At 39.8% G+C, this 15,609-nt stretch carries 11 protein-coding genes; all 11 read left to right on the top strand.

Annotation, left to right across the window (positions count from 1 at the left end; translation table 11 throughout):
* Nucleotides 1-164: 164 nt before the first annotated feature.
* On the top strand, nucleotides 165-581 hold the full coding sequence (locus KMW37_RS14575) for an RrF2 family transcriptional regulator (RefSeq protein WP_215225373.1): 417 nt from the start codon (nucleotides 165-167) through the stop codon (nucleotides 579-581).
* 74 nt (nucleotides 582-655) lie between these two features.
* Nucleotides 656-898: a DUF2061 domain-containing protein gene (locus KMW37_RS14570; protein ID WP_215225430.1), complete on the top strand. Its 243-nt coding sequence runs from the start codon at nucleotides 656-658 to the stop codon at nucleotides 896-898.
* A 12-nt stretch (nucleotides 899-910) separates the two neighbouring features.
* Nucleotides 911-1,612 (top strand): phosphoadenylyl-sulfate reductase, encoded by a 702-nt coding sequence (locus KMW37_RS14565; RefSeq protein WP_215225372.1) that lies wholly within the window; start codon nucleotides 911-913, stop codon nucleotides 1,610-1,612.
* A gap of 9 nt (nucleotides 1,613-1,621) precedes the next feature.
* Entirely contained in the window at nucleotides 1,622-2,521 is a 900-nt protein-coding gene (cysD, locus tag KMW37_RS14560) for a sulfate adenylyltransferase subunit CysD (protein ID WP_215225371.1), read from the top strand.
* Nucleotides 2,522-2,609: 88 nt separating this feature from the next.
* Nucleotides 2,610-3,869, top strand: coding sequence for a sulfate adenylyltransferase subunit 1 (locus tag KMW37_RS14555; protein ID WP_215225370.1), 1,260 nt, complete (start codon nucleotides 2,610-2,612; stop codon nucleotides 3,867-3,869).
* 61 nt (nucleotides 3,870-3,930) lie between these two features.
* A complete protein-coding gene (locus KMW37_RS14550) occupies nucleotides 3,931-6,033 on the top strand; it encodes a HEPN domain-containing protein (RefSeq protein ID WP_215225369.1) in 2,103 nt (700 codons plus the stop codon).
* Nucleotides 6,030-6,794 carry a uroporphyrinogen-III C-methyltransferase gene (cobA, locus tag KMW37_RS14545; protein WP_215225368.1) on the top strand — a complete coding sequence of 255 codons (765 nt, stop codon included), beginning with the start codon at nucleotides 6,030-6,032 and terminating at the stop codon, nucleotides 6,792-6,794. The genes KMW37_RS14550 and cobA overlap by 4 nt, the downstream gene beginning before the upstream one ends.
* An 85-nt stretch (nucleotides 6,795-6,879) precedes the next feature.
* The gene (locus KMW37_RS14540; protein WP_215225367.1) at nucleotides 6,880-7,455 is read left to right on the top strand and encodes a precorrin-2 dehydrogenase/sirohydrochlorin ferrochelatase family protein; all 576 of its coding nucleotides are present in this window, start codon (nucleotides 6,880-6,882) and stop codon (nucleotides 7,453-7,455) included.
* Between the two features lie 730 nt (nucleotides 7,456-8,185).
* A complete protein-coding gene (locus KMW37_RS14535) occupies nucleotides 8,186-11,332 on the top strand; it encodes a SusC/RagA family TonB-linked outer membrane protein (protein WP_215225366.1) in 3,147 nt (1,048 codons plus the stop codon).
* A gap of 32 nt (nucleotides 11,333-11,364) precedes the next feature.
* Nucleotides 11,365-12,837, top strand: coding sequence for a SusD/RagB family nutrient-binding outer membrane lipoprotein (locus tag KMW37_RS14530; protein WP_215225365.1), 1,473 nt, complete (start codon nucleotides 11,365-11,367; stop codon nucleotides 12,835-12,837).
* Nucleotides 12,838-12,965: 128 nt separating this feature from the next.
* Nucleotides 12,966-15,497 (top strand): phosphocholine-specific phospholipase C, encoded by a 2,532-nt coding sequence (locus KMW37_RS14525; RefSeq protein WP_215225364.1) that lies wholly within the window; start codon nucleotides 12,966-12,968, stop codon nucleotides 15,495-15,497.
* Nucleotides 15,498-15,609: the final 112 nt, after the last annotated feature.

Here is a 15,609-nt window from a genome sequence, read left to right as displayed (position 1 = left end):
AAGCTCTCTGGATTTATTTGGAGAGCTTTTATTTTATGCGTTTATTTGTATGTAATAAGCATTATTTTGTTTAGGAAAAATGCTCCTTAGTGGGCTGGAAAACGGTTTCCATTAAAAAAATCCAACAAATGGGGTGATTTAAGGAATTATTATATTTTTGTAAGATGTTATCCAAAAAAACCAAATATGCTTTTCATGCCCTAACTTATCTTGGAAAGCACAAAGATGAAGGTTCTGTATTGATTCATGATATTGCTGCAGAGCATGGTATTTCTCATAAGTTTCTTGAAAACATCCTGCTAGAATTAAAGAAAGCAGGTTTTCTTGGAAGCAAAAAGGGCAAAGGTGGAGGTTATTACCTGATCAAGGAGCCTAAGGATATTCCGTTGTCAAGAATTATTAGATTGTTGGACGGCCCAATAGCTTTGTTACCTTGTGTAAGCTTGAATTACTATGAAGCGTGTGAGGAGTGTAAAGATCAAGAGAGATGTGGTTTAAATAAAGTGATGATTCAGGTGCGTGATGAAACCCTTAATATACTGGAAAACAAGACCTTGTCAGATATACTTGATAAAGGGTGAAAAAAAATTTCCTACAAACCCTACTTTTTTTATAGGTTTTATATACTTTTGTAATTCAACAAATTATGAAACCTATGATTTTTGATCAGCCTATCAAAAAATGGTTTGTGGATGATAAAGGAAAAGACAGCAATATCAAGAGTGTCTTGAAGTCTGTTTCCTGGAGACTTGTAGGGACGATGGATACCATCGTTATTTCTTACCTCATCACTGGTCAGATTAAGACCGCATTGTCCATTGGTTCTATAGAGGTCGTAAGCAAAATGGTATTGTATTATTTCCATGAAAGAGCTTGGGCCAGAATCACAGATAAATAATAAGAGAGTAGAATGAAGAAGAATTTAATAAAAGACTTATCTGTTCGAATAGAGAATATTTCCATAGCTGATGCTATTGCGCAGTTATGTGAATTGTTTCCCGGAAAAGTGGTTTTCTCGACTTCTCTGGGGCAGGAGGATCAGGTAATTACTGAGATAATTGCAAAGAACAATTTGCCAGTCCAGATTTTTACATTGGACACAGGAAGGTTGTTTTACGAAACTTATGATTTGCTTTCAAGGACAGAAAGCAAATATAAATTGAAAATCAAAACGTATTATCCCCAGGCGAGTTCTGTCGAAAACCTGGTAGCTGATATCGGGATCAACGGATTCTACGAATCCCCTGAAAATAGAAAAAGCTGCTGTTATGTACGTAAGGTTGAGCCATTGAAAAGGGCCCTTAAAGGAAACAGTATTTGGATTACTGGATTGAGATCCGAGCAAAGTGCCAACAGAAGTTCCATGACCAAACTGGAATGGGATGAAGGTAATCAAATAATGAAATTTAACCCTCTATTGGATTGGAGCATGGAAGAGATGCTTCAGTACATAGAAGAGAAAAAAATCCCATATAACCCGCTTCACGACAAGGGTTTTGTCAGCATAGGCTGTGCACCTTGTACCCGTGCCATTGAGCCGGGAGAAGACCCACGCGCCGGTAGATGGTGGTGGGAAAGTTCAAAAAAAGAATGTGGTTTACATATAAAATAGATGTCTAGCATGAAAAATATATTTGTTCCTAATCCAAAAGAAGCCGAATCTATACACATTATCCGTGAGGTGGCAGCGCAATTCGAGAAGCCTGTCCTATTGTTTTCAGGCGGAAAAGATTCGATTACCCTAGTAAGATTAGCTCAAAAGGCTTTTTACCCAGCAAGAATTCCTTTTCCATTACTGCACATAGACACTGGGCACAACTTTCCTGAAACCATTGAGTTTAGGGATCAATTGGTAGAAGAATTGGGCTTGGAACTGATCGTAGCCAAGGTGCAGGATTCTATCGATGAGGGAAAAGTTCAGGAAGAGAAAGGACGTTATTCCAGTAGAAACTCACTTCAGACCACCACTTTGCTAGATGCTATTGAGAAGTACAAGTTTGATGCCTGTATTGGTGGAGCCAGAAGGGATGAAGAAAAGGCCAGGGCCAAAGAGCGAGTATTCTCTGTACGTGATGACTTTGGTCAGTGGGATGAGAAAAACCAAAGGCCAGAGCTTTTTGATATGTTAAATGGAAAAATCCATCAAGGTCAGAATGTAAGGGCTTTCCCTATTTCCAACTGGACAGAGCTTGATGTATGGGAGTATATCAAGACTGAGAATATTTCCATTCCATCCATTTATTTTGCGCACAAGCGTGAGATCTTTGAAAGAGATGGAATGATCTGGACTGCCTCTGAGCATGTTTACCGTGAGGATAGCGAAGAAGTGGTTGAAAAAATGGTGAGATTCAGAACAGTTGGGGATATGACCTGTACTGCAGCGGTATTGTCTGAGGCCGAAACGCTTGAGGAAGTGGTAGAGGAAATCAGGGCAAGTACCATTTCCGAACGTGGTGCCAGAATTGATGATAAGCGTTCTGAAGCAGCCATGGAAAACAGGAAGAAAGTAGGTTACTTCTAGGATCCACTTAATTCTGGAATTTTCTAAAAGGAGTCCTATGGTGAACTTTTGGACTTCATCGCATCAAATCCCTTTAAAAAAGAACACAATGAGTACTGAAAATAGAAAACTGATTAATATAGCAACAGCTGGAAGTGTAGACGATGGTAAGAGTACCCTTATCGGAAGGTTGTTGTATGATACCCGATCTTTGACTACAGATAAGTTAGAGGCCATTGAGAGAAACAGTAAGCAAAAAGGATACGATTATCTGGACTTCTCCTTGGCTACTGATGGTTTGGTGGCAGAAAGGGAGCAGGGTATTACTATTGATGTTGCCCATATTTATTTCAACACAGAGAAGACAAATTATATCATAGCCGATACTCCAGGTCACGTGGAATATACCCGTAATATGGTGACCGGTGCATCCACCTCTCAGGTGGCGATCATTTTGATTGATGCCAGAAAGGGTGTGATCGAGCAAACTTATCGTCACTTCTTTATCAATAACCTGCTTAGGGTAGGTCATGTGATCGTTGCGATCAATAAGATGGATTTGGTGGATTTTGATCAGCAGGTATTTGAGGATATCAAAAAGGATTTCGAATCACTGATTGAAAAAAGTGATTATTCTGATGATCAGGTGACCTTTATTCCAGTAAGTGCATTGCATGGTGATAATATTGCCAGTGGATCTGAAATCATGTCATGGTACCACGGTCCTTCTCTATTGGAATATCTTGAGGATCTTGAGATTGATGAGTTGGAGGAAAATGGAAATGCCCGTTTTTCAGTTCAGTATGTGATAAGGCCAAAAACGGATACCCACCATGATTTCAGAGGTTTTGCCGGTAAATTATATGGCGGAAGCCTTGCAGTAGGTGATATGGTAACTGTATTGCCATCATTCACAGAAAGTAAAATCAAATCCATTGAATTCTTCGATCAGGAGTTTGAGGAAGCTGTTGCTGGGAGCTCAGTTACCATTACTTTGGAAGACGAGGTGAATGTGAGTAGAGGAGATATGTTGGTGAAGTCCAGCGAGCTGCCAAAGTCAGAAAAACAACTTTCAGCAACTATTTGTCAAGTAAACAGTAAGCCTTTAAGAGTAGGGGCAAAATATATCCTTCAACATGGTGTTAACCAGGTATTAGCCAAGGTGGACAGCATAGAAGGCTTGGTGCATACCGATTTTTCGGGTGAGGAAGCAGCAGATCAGTTGAAACTGAATGATATCGGTAAAGTGAAATTCAGGTTGAGCAAACCAATTCACTTTGATTCATACAAAGAAAGTACGTCCAATGGTAGTTTCATATTAATTGATGAAGCTTCCTTTGATACTACTAGTGTAGGTTTCATCCAGTAGAAAGAACCGGCTGATTAATTCAGCCCTTTTAGGTTCATTCATACCAAATACAATAACCACTATGCAAAGCTTTAGAACAGAAATAGAAAATCCCGTTGTGGAAAAAGATATTATCGAACTGGAAAAGAAAATTGCGCTTTTCAAGGACGGTAAAATAGACGAAGAAAAATTCAGGAGTCTCAGATTGGCTAGAGGTGTTTACGGCCAAAGACAGCCAGGAGTGCAAATGATCCGTATCAAATTACCTTATGGTAAGGTGACAGGTAAGCAGTTGCACAGGATCTGTAAGGTTTCTGATGAGTTTTCAACGGGTAGATTGCACATCACTACCCGTCAGGATATTCAGATCCACTATGTGAGCTTGGACAGGACTCCCGAACTATGGGCGGAACTGGAAAAGGATGATGTCACCCTAAGAGAGGCCTGTGGTAATACCGTCAGAAACGTAACAGCTTCTGAAACGGCTGGTGTTGATCCTAAGGAAGCTTTTGATGTTACGCCTTATGCAGATGCCACTTTTAGGTATATGCTTAGAAATCCTATTTGTCAGGAAATGGGCCGTAAGTTCAAGATGGCCTTCTCTGCAACGGAGGAGGATACAGCTTTGACCTATCTGCATGACTTGGGTTTTATTCCTAAAGTGAAGACCGTAGATGGTCAAGAACAAAGGGGATTCAAAGTAATGCTTGGTGGAGGTTTGGGTTCACAGCCTAGAAATGCAGATATCATTACCGATTTCTTAGCTGAAGATAAATTGATTCCTTTCATTGAAGGTGTGGTGAGGATCTTTGACCGACATGGTGAAAGGGCCAAGAGAATGAAGGCAAGGATGAAATTCCTTATCAAGGAAATTGGTGTGGATGAATTCATGAGTTTGGTGGAGCAGGAACAAAAAGCCCTGCAGTTCCAGGCCTATCCAATCGATTATAAAGCCTACGAGGCTAAAAACACAATAGCTAAGCCTGAAGTGCCTGCAGTAGCAGTTCCAGAAGGAGAGGCCTACCAAAACTGGTTGAAGACCAATGTGCTTCCTCAAAAGCAAGCTGGTTATGTATCCATAGGTATTAAGGTGCATTTGGGAGATTTTTATACCGATAAGGCCAGAAAATTGGCAGATTTGGTAAGTGAATATGCCAATGATGAGATCCGCCTTACCTTAAGGCAAAACATCCTGATCAGAGATGTGCAGGAAGCGGCATTGCCATTCTTCTATCAAGAATTGCAAAAGCTGGATTTCGTGGCTTTTGGTTACAATACTCTAGGAGACCTTACTGCTTGTCCAGGTACTGATACTTGTAACTTGGGTATAGCCAGCAGTACTGGTGCTGCACATGTCCTTGAAGAAGTCATTGCTAAAGAATACCCTCAGCATTTGTTTAATAAGGACTTGAGCATTAAAATTTCAGGTTGTATGAATGCTTGTGGTCAGCATAATATGGCTGCCATTGGGTTCCAAGGCATGTCCATTAAAGTGGGTAAATCTGTGATTCCTGCCCTTCAGGTACTTTTGGGTGGAGCAATTCTTGGTGACGGTGAAGGAAGATTTGCCGATAAAGTGATTAAAATCCCAAGTAAAAGAGCACCTCAGGCTTTAAGAGTTATTTTAGATGATTTTGATAAAAACGCTGAAAAAGGTGAGACTTTTGTGAATTACTATGACCGTCAGGGTCAAATGTATTTCTATGAGCAGCTGAAGCCATTGGCCAGTACGGATGATGTGGTAGATGCAGATTACATAGACTGGGGCAATGAGCAACCATATGTGAAAGCAGTAGGCGTTGGTGAGTGTGCCGGTGTGGTAATTGATTTGGTGGCAACCCTGCTTTTGGAAGCAAGAGAAAAGCTGGCCAATGCTGAAGATAGCTTGAATGATCAAAAATGGTCAGATAGCATTTACCATACTTATGCTACTTTGGTGAACACAGCTAAGGCCATCATGATTTCTGAAGGAAAGTCAGCTAACTCTTATGCCAATATTGTAAGTCAGTTTGATGAAATTTTTGTGTCTACTGGCAAAATCGATTTGGGATCTAGTTTTGCTGATATTGTATATGAGCTTCAGAAAAATGAGCCAACTGAAGAGTTTGCAAGAGCTTATTATGCTAAAGCAGAAAAAGTTTACCATCTTATAAGTGATTACAGAGCTAAGGAGGTAGAAGCATGATCCCTAAAATCACACCTAAGTTAACTTTGGTCGGTGCTGGCCCTGGTGATCCTGAGTTGATCACCTTAAAGGGCGTATTGGCACTGGGCAAGGCGGATGTGATATTATATGATGCACTTGTAGACAAATCTTTGCTAAATCATGCCACAAAAAATGCCTTAAAGGTGTTTGTGGGCAAAAGACAGGGGAGTAAATTAAACCCTCAGGAAAAAACCAATCAAATGATAGTGGATTACGCCTTGAAGTACGGACATGTGGTCCGGCTTAAGGGTGGAGATCCATTTGTCTTTGGTAGGGGAGCAGAAGAAATTGAATATGCCCAGAAGTTTGGGATAAAAACGGAGATTGTTCCGGGCATTACCTCAAGTGTAGCTGTTCCCGCTTATCAAGGAATCCCTGTTACCAAAAGAGGTGTTTCAGAAAGCTTTTGGGTGATTACAGGAACTACTTCTTCCGGTCAACTGTCTAGAGATATTAGAATTGCTGCTCAATCCACCGCCACCCTGGTTATCCTTATGGGGACAAGAAAGCTTAAGGAAATTGTCCAAGAGTTTAGCGCTCTTGGGAGAGAGGATACTCCGATTGCCTTGATTCAAAATGGAACAACCCCAACTGAAAAAGTAGTGGCCGGTCAAATATATAATATTGAGCAAAAGGTACTTGAAAGTGGTGTGGGTGCTCCGGCGATCATTATCATTGGAAATGTTGTCAGTGAAAGCCCTAAACTGATGAATATTTATCGAGAAGCTATACGAATTTAGTTTTTTCCATAAATAAAGCAGGAGTATTGAGATATTATTAATATATTAATGCTCTAATTGTGCTTATCATAAAAATCATGTCACAATGAACGAACTTTACCCTGTGTTCCTTAAGGTAGCACAGTTGAATACATTAATAGTGGGGGCTGGAAATGTTGGGTTAGAGAAGCTTTCTTTTTTACTCAAATCCAGTCCAAATGCAAAAGTCACCATCGTTGCCAAAGAAGTTTCCGATGAGATCAAAAAGATAGCTGGAGAAAAGGATAATATTTCTCTGGTAGAGGATGCTTATTCGGAAAAATACCTGGAGAATCGACATATTGTCATTGGCGCAACTGATGACAAGGAAGTAAATAAGCAGATCCAAGTGGATGCAAAAGCCAGAAACCTTCTGGTGAATATTGCCGATACCCCTGAATTATGTGATTTTTACCTTGGTGGAATTGTTACCAAGGGCAATGTGAAAATAGCCATCAGTACGAATGGTAAATCACCTACTACAGCCAAAAGATTAAGACAATTTTTGGAAGAGGTAATTCCTGAGGATATTAATGAAATGGTCGAGAACATTAATGAATATAGAGATACCTTAAAAGGAGACTTTGAATATAAGGTGGAAGCACTGAATAAGTTGACAAAGGAATTATTGGTGAAAAACTGATTTTTATGTCAATAAGATTTTAAATATGCGGTTGATTTAATTTTGAAAAAAGCAGGTAGGGTCTATCTGCCTTTTTTTTTGCCTTTTTTCAAGAAGCCAGGCTTTGATTGGGCATGGATGATTTCTATTTACATCCAGTTATTTTTGACCAATTTTTAAGTGTAGTTTTTTCTAATATGTATATCCGTAATTGCACCAGTAAATGTTAAAAGGGAATCGAAACGATCCTTTTGAAGAAAGTATCAATTACTTCAGTCTTCGGACCACTTGAGCAAAGGATTTATGGTTACTGGCATCAAAGCGGATAATCAGATTTTCTAAATACCCATTTCTATTTTCATCCTGTTTAATTAATGATCTTTTTCCCCTTTTGAATCAATTTTGAGCATGGATAAGCTTACAGCTTCTGTAGTTGTTTTAACGTTTGGATAATATATCTATCGGTATTAAAATATTATTTTATGGTGTCAGCTATTTGGTTTTATTGATCTTTTTTAATGACAAATATTGATTTAAAGCTATAGGCATTTTTACATAACCAGGATCACGACTTTTATATTAATTTTTACTTAAGGATATCCAAATGCAATTAAAGAATTCATAATTGCTCTTATATCTCCTCCTTTAATCAGACTTCTAATTTTGCGTCAAAATTGCACCTTGTAAACCTTTTAAAAGTAATTATTTGTCTGAAAATCAATTATTTAAATTTTATAATTCACACTAACTTATGAAACACGTTTTTACAGTTTTTATTTTCCTGCTGATGGGTTTCCCCTTCCTCGCATCGGGGCAGGACTTGGTAAAAGGTCAGGTAACAGATGTTTCGGGAGCGGGTCTTCCGGGGGTTACGGTTATGATCAAAGGGACCACAAATGGCACTGTTGCGGATTTTGATGGAAATTACAAGATCAATGCTGACAGAAACGCGGTGCTACAATTCAGTTTTATCGGTTTCACTGCAAAAGAGGAAGCCATAAATGGTCGTTCCCTAATCAATGTGGTTTTGGAGGAAGACCAGAAAAGTTTGGATGAAGTAGTCGTTACGGCTATAGGTATCAAACAACAAAAGAAAAAATTGGGTTATGCTACCCAAGAAGTGAACACCGAGGTTTTGGGTGAGTCCAGAACCATGAACCTGGGTAATGCCCTTTCTGGGCAAGTTGCTGGTTTAACAGTGACCAACCCAACGGGTATTTTTCAATCTCCTTCTTTCAAATTGAGAGGTAAGACTCCTTTGATTGTTCTGGATGGTATTCCAGTAGAGACTGATTTGTTTGACATTTCTCCTGAGGATATTGAAAGTATCAATGTGCTTAAAGGAGGTGCGGCATCCGCTCTTTATGGTGCAAGAGGTAAAAATGGAGCGATCTTGATCACAAGAAAAAATGCTTCCAAAGAAGGTTTGACAGTAACTGCTTCTACTAGTAATATGGTAACTGCAGGTTTCACTGTTTTCCCTGAAACACAGACTGAATACGGTAATGGATCAAATGGGAAATATGAATTCTGGGATGGTGCTGATGGTGGGATCTCTGATGGGGATATGATCTGGGGACCTAAGTTTGAGCCTGGAGTGATGATTCCGCAGTGGAATAGCCCTATTAGGGATTTACAAACTGGAGAGGTGATAGAATGGTACGGAAATGTCGCCGGAACCGTATATGATGATAAATCTCGTTATGAGAGAGTGCCAATCGCGTGGGAAAGGCATGAAAACTTGAAGGACTTTTTGAAGACGGGCGTGGTTTCCAAGAATGATTTTTCTGTTGCCTATCAGGGCGAAAAATCTAGATTTTACTTTTCTGGTAATTATTCCTACCAAAAAGGACAGGTTCCAAATACCTCCCTTAACACTGGAGGCTTGAACTTCAATAGTTCATTTGATCTAACAAGTAATCTTCAGTTGGATGCTACTTTGAGTTATAATAAGGTGTATTCTCCCAACTTTCCAAGGTATGGCTATGGGCCTAAAAACCATATGTACACCATATTGATCTGGATGGGTGATGATGTCAATGGACAGGATCTAAGAGACCATATGTATGTACCGGGGCTTGAAGGTTATCGTCAAGCCAATTATAACTATGCCTGGTATAATAATGTGTATTTCGCTGCTCATGAGCTTAACCAGAAGCACAATCAGAATACCTTGGATGGTAAATTGAAATTGAAATACCAGATCACCCCAGATTTATATGTTCAGGGTAGGGTTTCAGCCAGAGAGTATAGGGTTTTTTCCGATATGGAAAGTCCAAAGTCTTATATGAACTATGGTGATTCCAGAAATGGTGATTATAAGATGTGGAATGATAGCAGGTTGAATTTGGATACGGATATATTGGCTTCTTATAATAAGAGCATAAGCGAAAATTTTGCCTTTACAGTAAATGCCGGTGGTTCCAGTTTTTACAGGACCTATCAGCAGGAATTTGCTTCTTCAGATGGATTGATCGTTCCTGGAATTTATAGTTTAAGCAATACCCAAGGTCCTGTTCAAGCAAGAAATTCTTTTCAAGAAAAAGCCATTCGAAGTGCTTATGGTTCTGTGAACTTTGATATGTGGAATTCAGTATTCTTGAATATTTCAGGAAGAAATGACTGGTCATCTACTTTGCCAACCTCCACCAATTCCTATTTCTATCCTTCAGCGTCCCTGAGTGCCATGCTTTCTGAATTTATCAGATTGCCAAAGGCAATGGATTATTTGAAGCTGTATAGTTCTTGGTCTCAGGTATCAAGTGATTTAAGTCCTTACAGTATTTATGCTACCTACCAAAAAGGAGTTACATATGGATCTACTCCGTCTGTATACTATCCTTCTGGATTGGTGAATTCGCAGATCATGCCTGAGAAATCTACTTCCTTTGAAGCAGGGTTCTCCACTTCATTTGCGCAGAAGAGATTGACCTTGGAAGGTACCTATTACAGGATTTTGGATGAGAACCAGATTATTGACCTGAATATTTCTGAGGCTTCTGGTTTTTCTTCAAGAAAAGTTAATGGTAATGAATATACCACCCATGGTTTTGAGGCAATGGTAAATTTCAATGCGATTGACCATAACAAATTTGGCTGGGATATCGGTATGAACTGGACCAGATATGTGAAGAAGATCACTGATATCTATGGTGGCAATGAAAAATTTGGAAATCTAAGTGTTGGAGATAGAGCGGATGCTTACTATGCTACTGTTTGGCAAAAGAGTGCTGACGGTCAAGTGATCCTGGATGCCAATACAGGTTTACCAACTAGGGATCCTTACCCAAGCAAAATCGGACATTTGGATCCATCTTGGAGATTGGGTCTTCAGAACAGGTTTAGAGTAGGAGACTTTAGAGTAGATATGGATATCGATGGAGCTTGGGGTGGTTTGATTCGTTCCTTGACCATTGAGAAAATGTGGTGGGGAGGTAAACATCCCAACTCGGTATTGTATAGAGATGAAGAATATGCAGCTGGAGCACCAGTTTATGTACCAGAAGGTGTAGTGGTGACCGGAGGTGAGTTGGTTAGGGATGTAAATGGAAACATTATTTCTGATACCCGCGAATATACCCAGAACACCACAGCTGTTAGCTGGCAGACTTGGTCTCAGATCTACCCTTATCGTGCCCAAGTAACCGAGGAAGAAAATGAGCTTTTTGCCAATGTGTATGACCGTTCTTATTTCAAGTTGAGAAGGCTTTCTGTGACTTATGATTTGATGAATATCATGACTTCGGAAAAAATCAAGAAACTGGATCTATCGGTTTATGGATATAACCTGGCCATGTGGAAAAAGATGCCTTTGTTGGACCCTGATTATGGAGATGATAACAACTTACAAGATCCATCTTCAAGGTATGTTGGTTTCACCCTTCGCGCAACCTTTTAATTGATTTTTCAGCCTAAGAAAAAAGAGAAAAAATGAAAAATATAATAGTTATATGTTTACTGTTGGTTGGGCTTTTCTCCTGTCAAAACCTAGAGGAAATGAACATCAACCCTAATTTGCCCACTGAGACGCACCCTCAGTTGTTATTGACCAAAATTGAATGGGATGCTTTCAGGGCATACCGTGGGACTTCGCCTTTATATGCATTGAAAATGTTGGTGCAAACTGATGGAGAGAATGCCAATCAGTATTACAAATGGGACAGAGGAAGTTATGGACCATATGGTGTGCTAAGAGATGTATCTAAGATGATTGAGGAGGGAGAGCGTATTGGGGAGCCTTCTTATGTAGCGCTTGGGAAATTTTTCAGAGCTTATTACTTCTATAACCTGACTTTGACTTTTGGTGATGTTCCTTATTCAGCAGCCTTAAAGGGCGAAACAGAACAAAATTACCAACCAGTTTATGATGATCAAAAAGCCGTTTTTGAAGGCATTTTGGCTGAGTTGAAGGAAGCTAGCGATATCCTTGCTGCCAATAATACTATCATAGCTGGTGATATCATTTACGATGGTGATATGATGAGCTGGAGAAAGTTGGTGAATGCTTTCCGTCTTAAGGTAATGTTGACACTGTCTGGAAAAGAGGGCGAAATAAACCTAGGTGAGTTTGCATCTATTTATCAGAATGAGCCCTTAATGGAGAATGTGGAGGAAAGCGGTCAGTTGGTGTTTTTAGATCAACAGGATAATCGTTATCCCGACTTTAACTCCAGTGGTTTTAGTTCTGGAATGTATATGGATTCTACTTTTGTGCAGAGACTGCAGGAACGTGAAGATCCAAGATTGTTTATTTACTGTACGCAAACCAAGTCCGCTAAAGAAGCTGGAAAGGCCATTGATGACTTTACTGCCTATGAAGGCGGTGATCCTGCAGCTCCTTATGCTGAGGTAAATGAAAAGGCAACTCAGGGAAATGTGTCCAAAGTAAATGAACGTTATCATAAAGACCCAGTTAATGAGCCATACATGCTTTTGGGGTATTCTGAGCAGCAGCTGATTTTGGCCGAGGCCGCTATAAAGGGTTGGATTTCTGCTGATGCGGCAATGCTTTATGAGTCTGCGGTGAAAGCCTCCTTTAAATTTTACGAAATGTATGCAGAGAATTATTCTTCGTGGGTTGGAGAAGATGCTGCTATGGCCTATTTGGCTAAACCAATCAATGATTTCAGTAACGCAATAAACGAGGATGAGCAATTACAGTTGATCATTATGCAAAAGTACCTGCAGTCTTTCTTCCAGTTAGGATGGACCTCATTTTATGATCATCATAGGACTGGTGGATATCCTTCATTTAGGAGGCCTGCAGGTGTGGAGATTCCATATAGATGGATTTACCCTCAGTCAGAATATAACTATAATGCCAGTAATGTTACTGATGCAATCAGTAGACAATTTGGCGAGGGTAATGACCAAATCAACAAAATGACCTGGTGGTTAGAGTAAATTAATCAATATTTTTAGTGATAAAGTGGAACAATTCCTGTCCAAGATGGAAATTGTTCCACTTTTTTTATTTGATAGCTTACAACAATGTGATATTATTGAAATTAAGTTCTTAAAGAATATTAAATATGAAGGATTCAAGAAGGGAATTTCTTAAAAAAGCGGCGCTTTTAACTGGTGGTGCTGGGATTTGGAGTGCTTTACCGGCATCTATTGAGCGGGCTATGGCCATTTCTCCTGACCCAGGGACTACATTTTATGATGCAGAACATGTGGTTTTGTTAATGCAGGAAAATAGGTCATTTGACCATTGCTTTGGCACCTTAAAGGGAGTGCGCGGTTTTAATGATCCCAGAGCAATAAATCTACCTGATAAGAACCCTGTTTGGTTACAGCCAGATAAAAATGGCAACCGCTTTGCCCCTTTTAGATTTGATATTAAAGATACTAAAGCTACCTGGATGAGGGATATACCCCATTCCTGGGAAAACCAGGTGGATGCCCGAAATGAGGGGAAATATAATGGATGGATAGAAGCTAAAAGGTCAGGACGCAAAGAATTCAAAGATGTGCCTATGACTATGGGCTATTACAGTCGTGAGGATATTCCTTTTTACTATGCATTGGCGGATGCCTTTACGGTTTGTGATCAACATTTTTGTGCTTCATTAACTGGGACGACCACTAACAGAAATTATTTTTGGACAGGAAGGACTCATCCTGATGGAGAAAAGGCTAAAGTCAGAAATCATGAGTTAGGATATAATAATGAGGTGCACTGGCCAACTTTCCCTGAACGCTTGGAAGACAATGGCATCTCTTGGAAGGTGTATCAAAATGAAGTGAGTGTGGGTGCTGATGTGGAGGATTACTCCTTGCTTTCCAATTTTACCGATAATAACCTGGAATGGTTCTCGCAATTTGGCGTGCGTTTTAGTCCCGGGCATTATGACTATCTGAAAAAGAGGGAAAAAAATCTTCCTAAAGAAATCAAAGAATTAGAAAAGCAATTAAAACTTCCAAACGAAGACCAAGAGGATTTAGCCAAGAAGTTAGCAGAGAAGAAAGAGGATCTTATCCAGGTAAAAGAATATATCAAAAAGTGGAACCCAAAGCAGTTTGAAAAGCTTTCCGCAAGGGAGAAGAGCTTACATGAAAAGGCTTTTGTGACCAATATTGGTGATCCCAATTATCATAAAGTAGAAACCATGTCCTATACGGAGAATGGAGAGGCCAGAGAAACCAAGGTTCCAAAAGGTGATATTTTACACCAATTCAGAAAGGATGTGAAAGAAGGTAAGCTACCTACAGTTTCTTGGGTGGTAGCTCCACAAAAGTTCTCAGATCACCCAAGTGCTCCTTGGTATGGGGCCTGGTATGTGTCTGAGGTAATGGATATCCTGACCCAAAATCCGGACGTTTGGAAAAAGACCATTTTTATTCTGAACTATGACGAAAACGATGGGTATTTTGACCATGTGCCACCATTTGTAGCACCTAATCCTATGGATGCCGAAAGCGGAAAAGCATCTGAAGGTTTGGATGTGACCGGTGAGTTTGTGACCAAAGAGGAGGAATTGGCAGTTGGTTTCAAGGAAAAAGATGCCAGGACCAGCCCAGTAGGCCTGGGATACAGGGTTCCTTTAGTAATAGCCTCTCCATGGAGTCGAGGAGGATGGGTAAACTCACAGGTTTGTGATATTACTTCTACGATCAAGTTTATGGAGAATTGGTTGTCCAAGAAGACGGGTAAGAAGGTGGAAGAACCCAATATCAGTGCATGGAGAAGGGAGATCAGTGGTGATTTGACATCAGTGTTTAGACCTTACAATGGAGAGGATATCAATTTGCCAGAGTGGTTGGATAGAAATCAACACATGCAACAAATTTTCAATGCCCAATTTAAGGACTTGCCTAAAAACTTTACACCCCTTTCAGAGGAAGAAGCCAGAGAAGTAGGGCAAAATCCTGAGGGCAGTGATATTTTGCCAAAGCAAGAGCAGGGAACAAAACCTTCCAACGCGCTAAAATATGAGTTATATGCTGATGGGAAATTAAGTAATGATGGAAGGCATTTTATTATTCGATTTAAAGCTGCCCAAGAACTGTTTGGAGAAGAGGCTTTAGGTGCTCCATTTAATGTTTATGCACCTGGAAGCTATTGGAATAGTGAAAAAGAAGCCTTTGAGCCAGTGAGAACCTGGGCATTTGCAGTGAAGTCTGGTGATGAATTGGAATATCAATGGCCGCTGGAAGCATTTGAAGGTGGTGAGTATCATTTAAGGGTTTATGGACCTAATGGATATTACCGTGAGTTTTTGGGTAATACTCAAGGTCCTAGGGTTAGTATCAGCTGTGAACCAATAAAGAAGCGCAAGGAAATTACTGACAGTCTAAAAATCACTGTAAATAATATCAGTGAACTACAATCTCTAAACTTAAGGCTGGCAGATGATACTTATCAGAAACTGGAGAAGATCTTTACCGTTCAGCCTGACTCATCAGAAAGCTTCACTTTGGATACCTCTAAAAATCAGGGTTGGTATGACTTTAAACTTGAAGTACCAGGTTTGGATAATTTTGGGATTCGATATGCAGGGAGATTGGAGACAGGAAAGGATAGTATTTCGGATCCTTTAATGGGAAGGGAGATCTCATAGGTAGTCAATAGTATTGGGTCTTGAGTAGGGGATAGTTTTAATTGTTCTCAATACTCAGGACTCATATTGCATTCAATCAGAATTCCCTACATTTGGGATAAAATTTTAGAAA

Origin of the sequence: Echinicola shivajiensis (genome assembly GCF_018642165.1) — a bacterium.
Classification (GTDB): domain Bacteria; phylum Bacteroidota; class Bacteroidia; order Cytophagales; family Cyclobacteriaceae; genus Echinicola; species Echinicola shivajiensis.
Note: the sequence above shows the minus strand (reverse complement) of the source record. Positions and strands in the feature narration are given on the sequence as shown.

What these genes read in the sequence shown, in the direction of transcription:
- KMW37_RS14575 (WP_215225373.1), top strand. Translation starts at nt 165, where the DNA reads ATGTTATCCAAAAAAACCAAATATGCTTTTCATGCCCTAACTTATCTT.
- KMW37_RS14570 (WP_215225430.1), top strand. Translation starts at nt 656, where the DNA reads ATGATTTTTGATCAGCCTATCAAAAAATGGTTTGTGGATGATAAAGGA.
- KMW37_RS14565 (WP_215225372.1), top strand. Translation starts at nt 911, where the DNA reads ATGAAGAAGAATTTAATAAAAGACTTATCTGTTCGAATAGAGAATATT.
- cysD (WP_215225371.1), top strand. Translation starts at nt 1,622, where the DNA reads ATGAAAAATATATTTGTTCCTAATCCAAAAGAAGCCGAATCTATACAC.
- KMW37_RS14555 (WP_215225370.1), top strand. Translation starts at nt 2,610, where the DNA reads ATGAGTACTGAAAATAGAAAACTGATTAATATAGCAACAGCTGGAAGT.
- KMW37_RS14550 (WP_215225369.1), top strand. Translation starts at nt 3,931, where the DNA reads ATGCAAAGCTTTAGAACAGAAATAGAAAATCCCGTTGTGGAAAAAGAT.
- cobA (WP_215225368.1), top strand. Translation starts at nt 6,030, where the DNA reads ATGATCCCTAAAATCACACCTAAGTTAACTTTGGTCGGTGCTGGCCCT.
- KMW37_RS14540 (WP_215225367.1), top strand. Translation starts at nt 6,880, where the DNA reads ATGAACGAACTTTACCCTGTGTTCCTTAAGGTAGCACAGTTGAATACA.
- KMW37_RS14535 (WP_215225366.1), top strand. Translation starts at nt 8,186, where the DNA reads ATGAAACACGTTTTTACAGTTTTTATTTTCCTGCTGATGGGTTTCCCC.
- KMW37_RS14530 (WP_215225365.1), top strand. Translation starts at nt 11,365, where the DNA reads ATGAAAAATATAATAGTTATATGTTTACTGTTGGTTGGGCTTTTCTCC.
- KMW37_RS14525 (WP_215225364.1), top strand. Translation starts at nt 12,966, where the DNA reads ATGAAGGATTCAAGAAGGGAATTTCTTAAAAAAGCGGCGCTTTTAACT.